Annotated in this window: 14 protein-coding genes, 1 tRNA gene and 2 pseudogenes; 6 read left to right on the top strand and 11 right to left on the bottom strand. The window is 71.4% G+C overall.

The genetic code is table 11. From position 1 onward, the window contains the following. Positions 1-48: 48 nt before the first annotated feature. The gene (locus ACWGJY_RS14600; protein ID WP_453261144.1) at positions 49-792 is read left to right on the top strand and encodes a TerD family protein; all 744 of its coding nucleotides are present in this window, start codon (positions 49-51) and stop codon (positions 790-792) included. A gap of 143 nt (positions 793-935) precedes the next feature. Here ACWGJY_RS14600 and ACWGJY_RS14605 read toward each other — a convergent pair whose 3' ends face one another. Continuing rightward, positions 936-2078 (bottom strand): TerD family protein, encoded by a 1143-nt coding sequence (locus ACWGJY_RS14605; RefSeq protein WP_453261145.1) that lies wholly within the window; start codon positions 2076-2078, stop codon positions 936-938. Between the two features lie 219 nt (positions 2079-2297). Here ACWGJY_RS14605 and ACWGJY_RS14610 point away from each other — a divergent pair, with 219 nt between their 5' ends. From ACWGJY_RS14610 to ACWGJY_RS14625, 4 genes are all read left to right on the top strand, one after another. Next, the gene (locus tag ACWGJY_RS14610) at positions 2298-3470 is read left to right on the top strand and encodes an HpcH/HpaI aldolase/citrate lyase family protein (RefSeq protein WP_453261146.1); all 1173 of its coding nucleotides are present in this window, start codon (positions 2298-2300) and stop codon (positions 3468-3470) included. 141 nt (positions 3471-3611) lie between these two features. After that, complete coding sequence (locus tag ACWGJY_RS14615) at positions 3612-6338, top strand: phosphoribosyltransferase (RefSeq protein WP_453261147.1); 2727 nt, start codon at positions 3612-3614, stop codon at positions 6336-6338. Beyond that, on the top strand, positions 6338-7168 hold the full coding sequence (locus ACWGJY_RS14620; RefSeq protein ID WP_453261148.1) for an HAD family hydrolase: 831 nt from the start codon (positions 6338-6340) through the stop codon (positions 7166-7168). The genes ACWGJY_RS14615 and ACWGJY_RS14620 overlap by 1 nt, the downstream gene beginning before the upstream one ends. A gap of 139 nt (positions 7169-7307) precedes the next feature. Beyond that, the gene (locus tag ACWGJY_RS14625) at positions 7308-7931 is read left to right on the top strand and encodes an O-methyltransferase (protein WP_453261184.1); all 624 of its coding nucleotides are present in this window, start codon (positions 7308-7310) and stop codon (positions 7929-7931) included. Positions 7932-8036: 105 nt separating this feature from the next. Here the strand turns inward: ACWGJY_RS14625 and ACWGJY_RS14630 are convergent, their stop codons facing one another. The 7 genes and pseudogenes from ACWGJY_RS14630 to ACWGJY_RS14660 form a co-directional block, all read right to left on the bottom strand. Continuing rightward, on the bottom strand, positions 8037-8249 hold the full coding sequence (locus tag ACWGJY_RS14630; protein WP_453261149.1) for an FmdB family zinc ribbon protein: 213 nt from the start codon (positions 8247-8249) through the stop codon (positions 8037-8039). A 113-nt stretch (positions 8250-8362) separates the two neighbouring features. Beyond that, positions 8363-8500: pseudogene (locus tag ACWGJY_RS14635) on the bottom strand (sugar kinase); the annotation flags it as partial. A gap of 85 nt (positions 8501-8585) precedes the next feature. Next, positions 8586-9206: a bifunctional 4-hydroxy-2-oxoglutarate aldolase/2-dehydro-3-deoxy-phosphogluconate aldolase gene (locus ACWGJY_RS14640; RefSeq protein WP_453261150.1), complete on the bottom strand. Its 621-nt coding sequence runs from the start codon at positions 9204-9206 to the stop codon at positions 8586-8588. A gap of 266 nt (positions 9207-9472) precedes the next feature. After that, positions 9473-9748 (bottom strand): annotated as a pseudogene (locus ACWGJY_RS14645) (enolase C-terminal domain-like protein); the annotation flags it as partial. A gap of 39 nt (positions 9749-9787) precedes the next feature. After that, complete coding sequence (locus tag ACWGJY_RS14650) at positions 9788-10501, bottom strand: FadR/GntR family transcriptional regulator (RefSeq protein ID WP_453261151.1); 714 nt, start codon at positions 10499-10501, stop codon at positions 9788-9790. Positions 10502-10711: 210 nt separating this feature from the next. Then, entirely contained in the window at positions 10712-11488 is a 777-nt protein-coding gene (locus ACWGJY_RS14655; protein ID WP_453261152.1) for a DUF4383 domain-containing protein, read from the bottom strand. Between the two features lie 427 nt (positions 11489-11915). Then, positions 11916-13187 (bottom strand): hypothetical protein, encoded by a 1272-nt coding sequence (locus ACWGJY_RS14660; RefSeq protein ID WP_453261185.1) that lies wholly within the window; start codon positions 13185-13187, stop codon positions 11916-11918. A gap of 256 nt (positions 13188-13443) precedes the next feature. On the opposite strand from ACWGJY_RS14660, the gene ACWGJY_RS14665 reads away from it, so the two are divergent. Further along, a tRNA-Val gene (locus ACWGJY_RS14665) sits at positions 13444-13515 on the top strand. 305 nt (positions 13516-13820) lie between these two features. On the opposite strand, the gene ACWGJY_RS14670 is transcribed toward ACWGJY_RS14665, so the two are convergent. The 3 genes from ACWGJY_RS14670 to ACWGJY_RS14680 all read right to left on the bottom strand — a co-directional run bounded on the left by ACWGJY_RS14670 (position 13821) and on the right by ACWGJY_RS14680 (position 14579). After that, entirely contained in the window at positions 13821-14135 is a 315-nt protein-coding gene (locus ACWGJY_RS14670; protein ID WP_453261153.1) for a hypothetical protein, read from the bottom strand. A gap of 85 nt (positions 14136-14220) precedes the next feature. Beyond that, a complete protein-coding gene (locus tag ACWGJY_RS14675) occupies positions 14221-14361 on the bottom strand; it encodes a hypothetical protein (RefSeq protein WP_453261154.1) in 141 nt (46 codons plus the stop codon). Between the two features lie 29 nt (positions 14362-14390). Then, the gene (locus ACWGJY_RS14680; protein ID WP_453261155.1) at positions 14391-14579 is read right to left on the bottom strand and encodes a hypothetical protein; all 189 of its coding nucleotides are present in this window, start codon (positions 14577-14579) and stop codon (positions 14391-14393) included. Positions 14580-14595: the final 16 nt, after the last annotated feature.

Here is a 14595-nt window from a genome sequence, read left to right on the forward strand (position 1 = left end):
TCGGACCGTCCCGTGGTGATTTCGGGGCCGAGCGATGGGGTGGGCAGGGTGTCGTTCCTGGGGAATCTGTGGCGCGGTGGCGCCACGAAGTTCGACTTCGACAGCGGCGGCGCGTCCTACGTCGTCGAGCTGACGAAGCGCAATCCGGTCGTCTCGCTGACCAAGCAGGGCGCGGCCACCGGGCATCTGCGGGTCAATCTGCACTGGCGGATGCGGACGTCCGACTTTCATGAACGGAGCGGGCACGGCCCAGGCGGTCTGCTGCGGCATCCGGGCAAGCTGTTCAAGCCCGAGGTCGTACAGGCGCAGGGGCCAGCCGTGGTCAATGTCGACCTGGACCTGGCCTGTCTGTACGAGCTCAAGGACGGCACCAGGGGCGTGGTGCAGCCGCTGGGCAACTTTCTGGGCGACCTCAACGGGCCGCCCTTCGTCAAGCTCAGCGGTGATGACCGCTTCGGTTCGGGGTCCGGCGAGACGCTCTACATCAACCTGGACCACCGCGAGGAGATCAAGCGGTTGCTGATCTTCGTCTACATCTACGACGGCACGCCGGCTTTCGACCGTACGCATGCGGTCGTGACGCTCTATCCGAGCAGCGGGCCGCGGGTGGAGCTCAAGCTGAACGAGCGGGCGCCCCAGGCCCGTTCCTGCGCCATCTTCATGCTCGAGAACGTCAAGGGCGAGCTGACGGTGCGCCGCGAGGCGAAGTACGTCTACGGCTTCCAGGCGGAGCTGGACCGGCTGTACGGCTGGGGGCTGCAGTGGGGGCGGGGCTACAAGACCAACGCGTGACCCGCCCGTGCCGCCCGCCGCTTCCGCTGCGTCCCGCCCGCACCGCGTCAGGCCCGGCCCGCGCCCGCGCGGCCGGGGGGACCCGCCGGCCGTCCCTCACGGCGCCGGAACCGCGGGCCTTAACGGCGCCGGAACTGCGGGTCTTAACGGCGCTGGAACTGCGGGCCTTGGGGCGGCAGGGCGAAGGACGGGTCCGGCACGAAGGGCTGCTGCTGCGTCGGGTAGCCGTACGCCGGGGCCGGGGGGTACGGCTGCTGTGGCGGAACGCCGTACGGGGACGGTGGCGGCTGCTGGGGCTGGTACTGCGGCGGCGGCCCCGGGTTTCCGTAGGCGGGCTGGGCCGGGGGCTGCGTCGGCGGTGGCGGAACGTTCTGCGGGTAGCCGTAGCCGCCGCCGGTGGGCGGGGGCGCCGGGGAGGCCGCCGCGGACGTCGGCAGCGGTGCGGACGAGAACGGCTCCGGCATGGCGTCCGGCACATACTGGGTGACGGCATCGGGGCCGGACGCCGAAGACGTCTGCGGGTCCGCCGCGGACGGGGGGCCCGACGCCTCTTCGGGCCAGGTACTGGGCGGCGGGGTCGCCGCGGCGGTGGAGGGGCCGCTCGCCGCCGGGGCGGGGGAGGACGGGGCGCCGGACGGGCCGGGCTCGCTCTGCGGAGCCGGGCCGGCGGCCGGCGAGGGCTCCGGGCCGGGAGGCGCAGACACCGGTGCCTCCGAGGCCGGCGGACCGTCGGCGGCCGCTTCGTTCTCGTCCACCGAGATCCCGAACTCGGTGGCCAGGCCGACCAGACCGCTCTCGTACCCCTGTCCCAGGGCGCGGAACTTCCAGCCCTCGGCGCGGCGGTACAACTCCCCGCAGATCAGGGCCGTCTCATCGCCCGTCTCGGGCACCACATCGAAGACCGCGACCGGCTCGTCGTCGCTCGCCGCCGCGTCGTACAGCAGGACCCGCAGATCCGTGACGCCCGCGAACGCGCCACCGTCCGACGACGCGGCCAGCACGACCCGCTCCACCGACGCATCCAGCGCCGACAGATCCGCCTCGATGGTGTCGGTCAGGCTGTCCGTGAGCCGGGTCTTGGGCAGATGCCGCACCAGCCCGCTCGGATGCCGTGGCTGGTTGTAGAAGACGAAGTCCTCGTCGGAGCGCACGTGTCCCTCCGGCCCCACCAGCAGGGCCGAGGCGTCGACATCAGGAACGCCGGCGCCGGGCGTCCAGCGCAGGACGGCCCGGACAGCCGTGGCGTCGAGGGGTACGTTCGACCCTTTCAGCATCGCGTGCGTCATGCCGCAATCCTGCCTTCCCTGAGGTCGCAGCGACAACGCGGGGGGCCGCGAGCCGTGCCGGAGCCCGCGGGCGCGGACACCTGGGTGCCCCTTGCGGGTTACGTGATTTTCACGCACGCGGGAACTAACCAAGCCCCCACACACGTACGATTACCGGCTGGATCCAGACAGCGAGACGCAGCGGGGGTGCCCGGGTCCCGCATGTACACGGGGAGTTATATGCGTCATTTTGGGCACCTTCCGCCCGAGATTCGGAAGGCACTGTTCCACCAGGAGCCGGTGGAGTTCACCGCCGACTCCCCGGCTCGTACGCTCGCGGTCGCTCTGGGGGCCACGCTCTACAGCCCCGCCACCCGCCCGCGACTCGCCGCGGATGTCCTCAAACAGGCCGGACTTGGCGTGAAGTCCATGGTGCTCTGCCTCGAGGACTCCATAGGCGACGGGGATGTCCAGGCCGGCGAGGAGAATCTCGTACGGCAGCTCGGCCTGCTCGACGAGGCGGCCGGCGCGGGCAGGGATCTTCCGCTGCTGTTCATCCGCGTCCGCGCACCCGGCCAGATTCCGGATCTGGTGCGCCGGATGGGCTCCGCCGTGCACAGGCTGTCTGGTTTTGTACTTCCGAAGTTCACCGAGGAGCGCGGAATACCGTTCCTGGAGGCACTGACCACGGCCGAGTCCGACTGCGCCCGCCGGCTGTTCGCGATGCCGGTGCTGGAATCCCCGCAGCTGCTGCATCTGGAGAGCCGCGCCGAGACCCTTCAGGGCATCGCCAGGACCGTGGACAAATACCGGGACCATGTGCTGGCCCTGCGGCTCGGCGTCACGGACTTCTGCTCCGCCTACGGACTGCGCAGAGCCCCCGACATGACGGCATACGACGTCCAGATCGTCGCTTCCGTGATCGCCGACGTGGTGAATGTGCTGGGCCGGGCGGACGGCACCGGCTTCACGGTCACCGGCCCGGTGTGGGAGTACTTCCGGCTGCAGGAGCGGATGTTCAAGCCTCAGCTGCGACGCAGCCCGTTCCTCGGACGCGCCGAGGAACTGCGCACGGCCCTGATCGAGCACGCCATGGACGGCCTGCTGCGCGAGATCGAACTCGACCGCGCGAACGGTCTGCAGGGCAAGACCTGCATCCATCCCTCGCATGTCGCGCCGGTACACGCCCTCTCGGTCGTCAGCCACGAGGAGTTCAGCGACGCGGTCGACATCCTGCGGCCCGAACGCGGCGACGGCGGGGTGCTGCGCTCCGCCTACACGAACAAGATGAACGAGGTGAAGCCGCATCGCGCCTGGGCCGAGCGGACCCTGCTGCGTGCCGAGGCGTTCGGGGTCGCCCGGGAGGGCACCGGGTTCGTGGAGCTGCTGACGGCGAGCCTGCCGCAGACGTGACGTGCGGGAAACGACGTGCGGGGAATGACGTGCGGGGAATGACGTGCGGGAAACGACGTGCGGGGAATGACGTGCGGGGAATGACGTGCGGGGAATGACGTGCGGGACATGACGTGCGGGACATGACGTGCGGGAAATGACATGAGCGGTACGACGGAGGAGACGGAACGCGTGGTCTGGACGGGAGAGTGGGTCGCCGGTCGGCTCGGGGTCTCACTGAGCGGCGGGGACGAGCTGCCGGAACTGCTGGGGCTCGCGCTGCGGCGCAACCCGAAGCGGGCCCATCTGCTCGTGTCGAACGTGCTCGGCAAGCATGTGCCACAGCGCCCCGGTGTGGTCCATGGCGCCGGCTACGGGCTGGGGCGCCGTGTGCGGACGCTGCTGGGGGACGAGGCCGCTGCCCGCTCCGTCGTACTGGGCTACGCCGAGACCGCCACCGGCCTGGGACATTCGGTGGCCGACGGCCTGGCGCTCGCGCCGTATCTGCACTCCACCCGCCGGCCGGTGGCGGGCGTCGCGCAGGTGGGCGGGTTCGAAGAGGAGCACAGCCACGCCACCTCGCATCTGCTGCTCCCGGAGGACCGCGAACTCCTCGCCGGGGACGGGCCGCTGGTGCTCGTCGACGACGAGTTCTCCACCGGCAGGACCGTCCTGAACACCATCAAGGCCCTGCACACGCGCTTCCCGCGCGAGCGGTACGTGGTCGTCGCCCTGGTCGACATGCGCTCCGACGCCGACCGCGGCCGACTGGAGAAGTTCGCCGCGGAACTGGGCGCCCGCGTCGACCTCGTGGCACTGGCCGCCGGCGGTGTGCGCCTGCCCGGGGACGTCCTGGCCCGCGGCCAGGAACTCGTCGCCGCACAGGAGGCCCTTGCGGCCGGGGCCCCGGTGCCTGCCACGGGGAGCACCTTTGCGGGTGCTGATTCCGGGGCCGTCGGCGCCGGGTCCGGTGCGGCGGACGCTCCGGGTGCGGCCGGCGGCCGCGGAGCCGATGCCGTCCGGGCCGACCTCGGCTGGCCCGCCGGGCTGCCGGACGGCGGGCGGCACGGTTTCACACCCGCGCACCGGCAACGGCTGGAGGCGGCGCTGCCGGGCATGGCGACCCGGATCGCCCGGCAGCTGAACGGCGCCCGCCGCATCCTCGTCCTCGGCAACGAGGAGCTGATGTACGCGCCGCTGCGGATAGCCGAGGCTCTGGACGCTCTCGTGGCCGGGGAGGGGAAGGGCGCCGCCCCGGCGCCGGCCGACGACGGCACCGGAGCGGGGGAGGACGCCGGAGTGGGGAAGGGCACCGGAGCGGGGGAGGACGCCGGAGCGGGGGAGGACGCCGGAGCGGGGGAGTGCGCCGGAGCGGGGGAGGGCGCCACCGCGCCGCGATCCGGACCGCCGGCGGCGTCCACCGGCGGCACGGGGGTCTTCTTCTCCACCACCACCCGCTCACCGGTGCTCGCCGTCGACGACCCCGGTTACGCGATACGGACCCGCCTGTCCTTCCCCGCCCACGACCGGCCGGCCGACGGGCCGGGGGAGCGGTACGCCTACAACGTCGCGCCCGGCACCGACCCGGACCGTCGTTTCGACGCCATCGTGGCCGTCGTGGACTCGCCCGGTGACCTCCCGGAGCTGCACGCCACCGGCGGTCTGCTGGACCGGCTCGCCGCACACACCGACCGGCTGCTGCTCGCCGTCATCCCCTCGTACGCCCCGCAACCACAGGCCCGGCCCATGGCCCTTCCCGAGCCGCTGCGCGGCCCCGCCTTCTCCTCCTACACCGCCGACGAGGTCGGCTGGCTGCTGCAGGATCTCTCCGGCGTCACCCTGGAAGCGCCGACCGAGGAACGCGAGGAGGCGATTCAGCGCGGCGGTGCCCACTACGCCGAGTCGCTGCCCGTCGAATACCAGCCGAGCGAGCAGTACCAGGCGCTCTTCCACAGCGCGCTGCGGACCTCCGCGAGCCGGATCGCGCGGGCGGTCGGGACCGTCACCGAGACCGTCCTCGCGGAACGCAGCCCACACCCCGTGCTGGTGTCGCTGGCGCGGGCCGGGACACCCGTCGGCGTGCTGATGCGCCGCTGGGCGCTGCGCACCCACGGCCTGGAGCTGCCGCACTATGCGGTCTCGATCGTCCGCGGCCGGGGCATCGACACCACCGCACTGCGCTGGCTGGCCGCCCACCACGACCCGGCGGACGTCGTCTTCGTCGACGGCTGGACCGGCAAGGGCGCCATCACCCGCGAACTCGCCCAGGCCCTGGAGGACTTCCCGGGCTTCGACCCGCGGATCGCCGTGCTTGCCGACCCCGGCGGCTGCGTCGAGACCTACGGCACCCGGGACGACTTCCTCATCCCGTCCGCCTGCCTCAACTCCACCGTCTCCGGCCTCATATCGCGCACCGTGCTGCGCGACGACCTCGTGGGCCCGGACGACTTCCACGGCGCGAAGTTCTACCGGGACCTGGCGGCGGCCGATGTGTCACGCGCGTTCCTGGATGCGGTCAGCGCCCGTTTCGACGACGTGGCAGCCGAGGTCGTCGCGGAGGTGAAGGAACTGGCCGCCGCCGACCGCGCCCCCACCTGGGAGGGCTGGGCCGCCGTCGAACGGATCAGCGAGGAATACGGCATCCACGACGTCAATCTCGTGAAACCCGGTGTCGGCGAGACCACCCGCGTACTGCTGCGCCGGGTCCCCTGGAAGATCCTGGCCCGGCAGGGGGCCGGGGCCGATCTCGATCATGTGCGCCTCCTGGCGGAACAACGGGGCGTGCCCGTCGAAGAGGTCGGTGAACTGCCCTATACCTGTGTCGGGTTGATCCACCCCCGCTTCACCCGCGGGGCCACGGGCGCCGACGGCAAGGCGGTGACCTCCTGATGAGCGTGATCGTCGCCAGCGACCTCGACCGCACCCTGATCTATTCGGCCGCCGCGCTGGGCCTCACCATGCCCGACGCCGAGGCCCCCCGGCTGCTGTGCGTCGAGACCTACGAGCGCAAGCCGCTGTCCTACATGACGGAGACGGCCGCCGGGCTGCTCGCCGAACTGGCCGGCAGCACCACCTTTGTGCCGGCCACCACCCGCACCCGCGAACAGTACGGACGCATTCACCTCCCCGGACCGGCACCCGAGTTCGCCATCTGCGCCAACGGCGGCCATCTGCTCGTACGGGGCGAGTCGGACCCGGACTGGCAGCGCACCGTCGCCGGGCGGCTCGCCGCGCAGTGTGCCCCCCTGGACGAGATCCGCGCGCACCTCGTCCGCACCGCCGACCCGGCCTGGCTGCTCAAGGAGCGCGTCGCCGAGGACCTCTTCGCCTATCTCGTCGTGGAGCGGCCGCTGCTGCCGGACACCTGGGTCAAGGACCTCACCGGCTGGGCCGGTGAGCGCGGTTGGACCGTGTCCCTCCAGGGCCGCAAGATCTATGCCGTGCCGCGGCCGCTGACCAAGAGCGCAGCCGTGGCGGAGGTGGCGCGCCGTACCGGAGCGTCCGGGATCCTCGCGGCCGGCGATTCCCTGCTCGACGCCGACCTGCTGCTGGCCGCGGACCGCGGATGGCGCCCCGGCCACGGCGAGCTGGCCGACTCCGGCTGGCACGTCCCCCATGTCACGGCGCTCGACGAGCGGGGCGTCGCGGCGGGCGAGGAGATCGTGCGGGCCTTCCTCCGCGGCGCCGCGTCCACGGGCCCCGGTGGACGGAAGGGGTGAAAAGCGGCCGATGGAGGGGAGGTTCGGCTAGTCTCGCCGGGGCGGCCGGCCGCATCGTCCGGTGACCGGCCGGGGCCGCGATCCTTGAGGCAGAGGAGAGCCAGTGGCTGAGTCCAAGAGCACGCCGATCACCGCGGAGATGTACGACTACGTCCTCGCCCACAACCCACCGCTGAACGCCGCCCAGCGGGACAACGTGGAGCTCACCCGTCAACAGTTTCCCGAGGCGGCGGGGATGCAGTCGGCGGAGGAACAGGGGCCGCTGCTCGCCTTCCTGGTGCGGCTGATCGGGGCACGGCACGTCGTCGAGGTGGGGACGTTCACCGGGTTTTCGGCGCTGTCCATGGCCCAGGCGTTGCCCGCGGACGGCAGGCTGATCGCCTGTGATGTGTCCGAGGAGTGGACGGCGTACGGCCGGGAGGCCTGGGCGAAGGCCGGCGTCGGGGACCGCATTGAACTGCGGATCGCGCCCGCGCTGGAAACCCTGCGGGCGATGCCGGCCGAACCACACATCGATCTCGCCTATCTCGACGCGGACAAGGGCGGCTATATCGCCTACTGGGAAGAGCTGGTGCCCCGGATGCGGCCGGGAGGCCTGATCGTCGCGGACAACGTCCTGTACCACGGGGAGGTCGTCGACCCGGCGGCTACCGGGTCGGCCCTGGCGATCAGGGCCTTCAACGACCACGTCGCGGAGGACTCCCGCATGGAGGCGGTGATCCTCACGGTGGCGGACGGCGTGACGCTGGCCCGCAAGAGGTAGGGGCCGGGAGCACCGGGCCGCGGCGTACCTCGGAGCTGGGCGGGAGCACCGGGCCGCGGCCGGTGCGCCTCAGGGACGTGGCGCAGGCCCCGGGACAGGCCGGCCCTAGCCGCAGCAGCCGCCTCCGCAGCAGCCTCCGCCGCCTCCGCCCTTCGGGGCGGGAGCGGTTGCGGAGCCGCCGACGGCCACCGTGGAGAGGAGCTTCACGGTGTCCTCGTGCCCCTCGGGGCAGGCGGCCGGGGCGGAGGACTCGGCCATCGGCCGGTTCAGCTCGAAGGTGGCGTCGCAGGGGCGGCACCGGTATTCGTAACGAGGCATGGGCACAGATTAGCCGTGGCGCCGCTCAGCGGACGACGGTGCCGGGCGGCGCGCCCAGCATGCCCAGCTCCGCACGGGTCGGCGCACCCTCCCGGTCACCGGCCGACGCGACCGCCGATCGCGACATTGCTTTCCGCTCCGGCGATGGAGACCTGCATCGTGCCGCCGAGTTTCAGCGGTCCGCTGCCGCGCAGCGCGACCATGGTCTCGCCGAAGGTGAAGACATCCGGGCGCCCGGGGTCCCGGGGCACTCGCGGACGGCAGCCAGGGCCCGCCCCGGGCGGGCAGCGCCGCCACCCCGCGGTGCCTCCTCGCCGTCGGCGCCCTGCTGCCCCGTCATCGCGCGCACACCGCCCTGAACTCCGCCGCGCGCTTGCGCAGCCCGTCCAGATCCCCGCCGTCCGCCGCATCCCCGACCAGCGGTGAGCCGACACCCACCGCCACCGCCCCGGCGGTGAAGTACTCCTGTGCAGCCGCCGCGTCCACTCCACCGACCGGCACGAAGGACAGCTCGGGGAACGGCCCTCGTAGCGCCTGCAGATAGGCGGGCCCGCCGACCGACGCGGGGAACAGCTTCAGGGCCGAGACGCCCAGCGCATCGGCCGCGATCACCTCGGACGGCGTCATCACCCCGGCGAGCGTCGGCAGTCCCTGGCGTACGGACTCCTCCAGACCGGCGCCCAGACCGGGCGTGACGATGAGATTCGCCCCGGCTTCGGCGGCGCGCCGGGCGTCGGCCGCGGTCAGGATGGTGCCGGCGCCGAGCCAGGCCGCGTCGCCGAGTTCGGCGCGCGCCCGTCGGATCACGGTGAGGGCGTCATGTCCGCTGAGCGAGATCTCGATCAGCGGAAGGCCCGCTTCCGCAAGCGCCATGACCGTACGGAAGGAAGCCTCCGCATCCCTGCCCCGGATGATGGCGACCAGTCGCTCGGTCCGGAGCGCTGTGCTGAAGTCCATGGCGTTCCTGCTTTCTCCTGCTCCCCGCCGCGTGCGTACTGCGCGGCTGGGTCGTTCGGGCGCGCGGGTGACGCCTTCGATTATTCCGGGCCGGACTGACGGGTGTGTGGAGTGTGCGGCATGGGACAAGCCTGGAGCTATGGGGTTGACCTGCTTGTTCGGTGCCGCTACCGGTGCCGCTACCGGTGCTGGTACCGGTACCGGTACACGGGCCGAGGGTTCCGCTGCGCGTCGGCCCCTCCGCGTCGGCCCCTCCGCGTCTACCCCTCCGCGTCCACCACGTAGTCCAGCAGCTCGGCGCCCTGGTGGTAGTGGATCCCGATGGACTGCTCCTGGATGAGGAAGTTCGGGGTGGTGAAGGCGACTTGGAGGCTGGCGGCCAGTGCGACCGGGCCGAGCGGGCAGTGCGGGGCGAGCTGCGCCCCGTACACCTCCGCGAGCGCGGCGGTCCGGCGCAGCTCGGAGATGCCGCCCGCATGCGAGATGTCGGGCTGGAGGATGGCGACCCCGGCTTGGAGAGGAGCCAGGAACTCACGCCGGGCATCCCCTCCCTGCCCGCGCCCCCCATGGCTGCCCGCCCCCTACGGATGCTCCCGTGCCGACAAGTCCAGCAGTTCGAGCATCGCCATATAGGCCCCGTCGACGTCCCGGTTCCGTACCGCCTCGACCACGGCGGCATGCACCGCATGCGGATGCTCGAACGCGCCGTCCGCGGCGAGCACCGCCCGGTCGCGCTGGACGAGTACCGGCACGATCACCCGGTGCATCTGCGCGTAGAAGCGATTGTTCGAGGCGATCAGCATCGCCGTGTGGAACGACGCATCGGCGCGTACGAGCAGCACCGGATCGTTGTCGGTCGCGGCCATCGCGCTGAGCGCGGCGTCCAGTGCCGCAAGATCGTCGTCCGTACGGCGCTCCGCGGCGAGCGCGGCGGCCGCGGGTTCGATGGACCGGCGCAGTTCGAGCACATCGGCGTAGAAGTCGGACGAGACTCCGGCCGCGAGCTTCCAGCGCAGTACGTCCGTGTCCAGGAGGTTCCAGTCCTCACGGGGGCGGACGAAGGTGCCCCGCTTTTTGTCGGTATCGAGGAGGCCTTTGGTGGTCAGTACCTTGATCGCTTCACGCAGTACGGTCTGAGTCACGTCCAGCTCTGCCATTACCTCCGGCATGGCGAGGCTGTCGCCCTCGCCGTAAGTGCCCTTGAAGATCCGCTTGGCGAGCGCTTCGACCGCCACGTGGTGCACCCCGTGCCCCGTGGACGAGGTGGACGAGGCGGTGTGCCCCGAACGGCTCATCGTGTGCTCCCTGCTCCCTGCTCCCTGCTCCCCGTGTTCCCCCACCCACCGATCACCGGCCACCGATCACCACCCACCGATCACCACCCACCGATCACCGGCCGCCAACCAATAGCCACCGGCCATCAACCACCCCGCACCAGCCGTCAGGGCGTACCGGGCATCCCCACATCCCGTCTCGGTACGCCCTGACGTCTCCTCGCCCCCGGCTCAGGACTTCTTGCCACGGGTTCCGGTGTCCGCGCCGGTACCTGTGCCGGTACCCGTGCCCGTGCCCGTACCCATGCCGGCGGAGGTGGCGCTACCGGTGCGGGATCTGCTCCCGCTGGTGCCGGCGCCGATCGAACCGCGCCCGGCATGCGAGGCGCCTTGCATCTTGACCCGCGCCGCCTGCCGTGCCGCTGTCATGCCGGAGACGGGATGCAGCTGACCGCGGTCGAACTGCCGCGCTTCGTCCGGGTGCCGGGCGCGCCAGTACGGATTGTCATGTGAGAGGCCGCCGCTGACCCGTCCGTACATCCCGAAGACCAGCAGCATCACGCCGACCACGAAGCTGAAGAGGACGTTCTGGAGCTGGAACGCGAGGAAGTTCGCCTTGGTCTGCAGCAGCGCCAGGTTCACAAAGCCGCTCAGGAGGAAGAGGCCGCCGAACACGATGTTCAGGGTCGAGGCGAAGTTTCCGCCGATCACCATGCCGACGACGAGAATCACCCCGAAGACGATCGAGAGCACGCTCAGGGCGCCATTGGTGTTCAGCCCGGAAACGGTGTCGCCGCCGGTGTCGAAGAATCCGATGTGGTGGATCAGTCCGAGGATGCCGAATGCGACCAGTACCAAGCCCATCAGTCCCGCGCCGATGCGATAGACCTTGCTGAGCCGGTGGTCCACGGGCAGATGCTCATCGAGCCGTGTGTGGTGGTGCGTCTTCACCCGGTGGAACGGGTTCGAGGGCCCGTGCAGGGTCTGGCCAGTAGCCCCAGTAGCCATCTCCGGCCTCCTTCACGCAGGTGTGCCGCCTGGGCCGTACTTCTCTCCAGGATCCGTCCGCGGGGGACATCACGCCATCGTGGGACACCGGGCCGTCACACCCGGGCGCCGAGCGAGCACGCCGTACGCAGCGGACACTGTGGTACGCAGCGGGCACCGTATACGCAGCGGGCACCGTGTACGCAGCGGGCACGCCGACGCCGTATGGCCGCGGGCACCCCGTGTACGCCGCCTGGGCCGCGGGCACGCCGTAGCCACGTCTCGGCAGCACCGGCCACCACGTCTCGGCAGCAGGCCACCACCCACCGCCCCGGCAAGGCCCCGCCCAAGCCACCGGACTCAGTCACCGGGCCTCAGCCACTGGACCGCGGCCGCCAGCCACTGGCCCTCAGCCGCTGGACTCAGTCACTGGTGGCCGGTCCGGACCTCAGCCGTCGGCCCCCGCGCCGCCCCTGGCCCCGCGAATCTCCTGCACCACCCGGGCCGCCGTCTGCCGCACCGCCTCGGTCTCCGTCAGGAAGTGCCACCAGTCCGGATGCCGCCCTTCCAGGCCCGCGACCGCACGGTCCAGCCGCGCCACCGCCTCGTCCAGGGGGCCGGCATGCCGCGGATCGGGAGTACTGCGCCCGGCCATCGCCAGCCGCTGCGCGTCCCGGACCGCGAAGCGCGTCCGCTCGACCTCCTTCTGCCGGTCGAACGACACCGCATCGAGCCGCTGCAGCCGGTCACCGGCCGCCGACACCGCTTCGTCGGTGCCGTCCAGCAGCGCCCGTACGGTCGCCAGCAGGCTCGTGGCATCCGCCCAGCGCTGCTCGTCACGTGCCCGCTGGGCCTCCCGCAGCTTGACCTCGGCCTGCTGGACGGACTGCGCGGCCTGCTCCGGAACCTGTTGCAGATCCTGCCAGCACGCCGCGCTGTACCGGCGCCGCAGCTCGCTGAGGACCGGGTCGACCTGCCCGGCACGCGTGGTGATCGCCTGCGCCCGGGTCCGCAACGACACCAGCCGCTTGTCGATCTCCGCCGCTTTCCCCGGCAGCCGCTCGGCCTCGGTCCGTACGCCCTCGGCCTTGCGCAGCACATCGTCGGCGCGCCGGATCGTCTCCTGCACGCCATGCTGCCCGGCACCCTGATTGAGCTTGGTCAGCTCGGGCCCGAGCGCCGCCAGCCGGGCCGCGAGGTCATCGGCCCGCAGACCCTGCGCACGGACCGCGTCCAGCGCATTGCTCGACGCCAGCAGCGCCTGCCGCGCCCGCTCCACGGCCGGGGCCAGCCGCGCCAGCTGCGTCTCGGCGGTCTGCAGCAGCGGCCCGAGCCCCTGCGCGAACCGTTCGAGCTCGCCCTTGACGCGATCCAGGTCCTCCTTGGCACGGGTCAGATCGGCGCGGGCGCGCGCCACCGCGGCGCCGTCCAGATCGTCACGGTCCAGATCATGGGAGTCGACAGCGGTGATGTACCGCTGGCTCACCTCGTCGATCCGCCGGCCGAAGCCCTCGTAATCCTCCGCGGCCTTCCGCGCGCCCGGCGAATTGTCGACCGCGGTGATCGTCTCTATGGAGATCCGCAGGTCACGGTGCGCGGTGTCCAGCTCGTAGAACGCCGTCGCTGCGGCATCCTTCGCGGCCTGCGCATCGGCCCGCTGACTCTCCCCGCGCCCGAACCAGCGACGCGTCCCGCCGCCCGCGAACGACATCGGCACCATCGCCACCAACAGCGACAACGGCAGCAACGCGAGACCCACCACATCCCGGAGCGGGCCCCCACGGACGCGACGGCGCTCTCGCTGCTCAAGCGGCTGCGTGTCTTTCGCCGTCACTTCCCTCTCCCGATCGGATCGCCCCAGGACCGAATATCATTCTCCCACTCACCGGAAACGAACACACCGGCCGGTAAGTTCGCACTTCGAGCACTGGTTTACCGTTCGGCCCAGGAGGCAAGGTAGTCTGTCGGCTCGGCCAGGGCGCATAGCTCAGCGGTAGAGCGCTGCTCTTACAAAGCAGATGTCGGCGGTTCAAATCCGTCTGTGCCCACAGCGGTAAAACGTCAGGTCAAAGGCCCCCGGAGTGTTCGAGCCGGGGGCCTCTTTCATGTTCGCAGTCCACTAAGAATCCACCTCCCCACGGTGGACCCTCACCGGGGCACCCGCACGAGGGACTGTCGTCCGGTGTAGGGGCCACGTAACGCTTGTGGCGAGAGGGGCCGGCACGTCTCCCCGCGCGCCCAGGCGCGCGCCTCTCCACGTCCTGTGGGACCCCGGCACCGCGCACGGCAACACCCCGCTCGCAGGCCACCGAGGCAGCACACGAGTGGAGCGCACAAGGCGCAGCAGGCGCAGCTACACCGGCGGAGTCCCGGGCGGGGACGGGGTCGGCGGCGGCGACGGCAGATGCGGGCCCGGGTCCGGCGGCATCTTCGGGCTACCGGTCCCGTGCCGCCCCATCTCCGGCGCGGACAGCTTCCGTTCCGTCAGACCGAAGATTCCCAGCGGCGGGAACAAGTCGACGCGCCGCGGGTATCCGGCCTCGGCGCACCCGTCGCAGATGCGCCCCCCGTCGGTGCTCCTCATCTTCGTGGCGGGGTGTTTCCAGCACGCCTCGCAGTACCGCACCGCGGTCTCTGTCGGCGGCGGTAACGCTGTCGCTGTGGTCATGGCATGGCTACCTCTCGTACGAGATGGACACCGCCCTATGGTCGGCTCACAGGGCGGGTGGCGCCTATCACTCGTAGGGGTGTGGCTAGCTCTCGTCGTCCGCATCCGGGACCAGGAACACACGGACCGGCGGCGGCCCCTCCTCGCTACCGATGGTGGCCTTGGCGGCCTTGGCGGTCCGCACGGCTGCTACGAGGTCGGCATACCGGGAGTTGATCCATTCCATGACATTCCCTCTCGTTGCGGACCAGCAGGCTAGCCCTTCTTCGGCTTGGGCCGGATGATGATCGGTTGCTCTTTGGGCTCGGAGTGCTGGCACTGCGCGGCGACCGAGAGCAGCTCGTCATCCGGCCTCACGACGTGCGCCGGGCCGGTCGCCGAGTCGATTTCCACGTCCCTCAGGTTCAGCGTGCTGCCGCAGTCGCAGCGGGTGTAGGCGGTCATCGGTGCCCACCCCCGG

The organism is Streptomyces sp. NPDC054765 (assembly GCF_053612065.1).

Excerpts from the sequence above, each read along its gene's own strand:
- ACWGJY_RS14620 (WP_453261148.1), top strand. The coding sequence starts at position 6,338 with ATGAGCGTGATCGTCGCCAGCGACCTCGACCGCACCCTGATCTATTCG.
- ACWGJY_RS14610 (WP_453261146.1), top strand. The coding sequence starts at position 2,298 with ATGCGTCATTTTGGGCACCTTCCGCCCGAGATTCGGAAGGCACTGTTC.
- ACWGJY_RS14680 (WP_453261155.1), bottom strand. The coding sequence starts at position 14,579 with ATGACCGCCTACACCCGCTGCGACTGCGGCAGCACGCTGAACCTGAGG.
- ACWGJY_RS14670 (WP_453261153.1), bottom strand. The coding sequence starts at position 14,135 with ATGACCACAGCGACAGCGTTACCGCCGCCGACAGAGACCGCGGTGCGG.
- ACWGJY_RS14605 (WP_453261145.1), bottom strand. The coding sequence starts at position 2,078 with ATGACGCACGCGATGCTGAAAGGGTCGAACGTACCCCTCGACGCCACG.
- ACWGJY_RS14625 (WP_453261184.1), top strand. The coding sequence starts at position 7,308 with ATGTACGACTACGTCCTCGCCCACAACCCACCGCTGAACGCCGCCCAG.
- ACWGJY_RS14640 (WP_453261150.1), bottom strand. The coding sequence starts at position 9,206 with ATGGACTTCAGCACAGCGCTCCGGACCGAGCGACTGGTCGCCATCATC.
- ACWGJY_RS14650 (WP_453261151.1), bottom strand. The coding sequence starts at position 10,501 with ATGAGCCGTTCGGGGCACACCGCCTCGTCCACCTCGTCCACGGGGCAC.
- ACWGJY_RS14675 (WP_453261154.1), bottom strand. The coding sequence starts at position 14,361 with ATGGAATGGATCAACTCCCGGTATGCCGACCTCGTAGCAGCCGTGCGG.
- ACWGJY_RS14615 (WP_453261147.1), top strand. The coding sequence starts at position 3,612 with ATGAGCGGTACGACGGAGGAGACGGAACGCGTGGTCTGGACGGGAGAG.
- ACWGJY_RS14630 (WP_453261149.1), bottom strand. The coding sequence starts at position 8,249 with ATGCCTCGTTACGAATACCGGTGCCGCCCCTGCGACGCCACCTTCGAG.
- ACWGJY_RS14660 (WP_453261185.1), bottom strand. The coding sequence starts at position 13,187 with ATGGTGCCGATGTCGTTCGCGGGCGGCGGGACGCGTCGCTGGTTCGGG.
- ACWGJY_RS14655 (WP_453261152.1), bottom strand. The coding sequence starts at position 11,488 with ATGGCTACTGGGGCTACTGGCCAGACCCTGCACGGGCCCTCGAACCCG.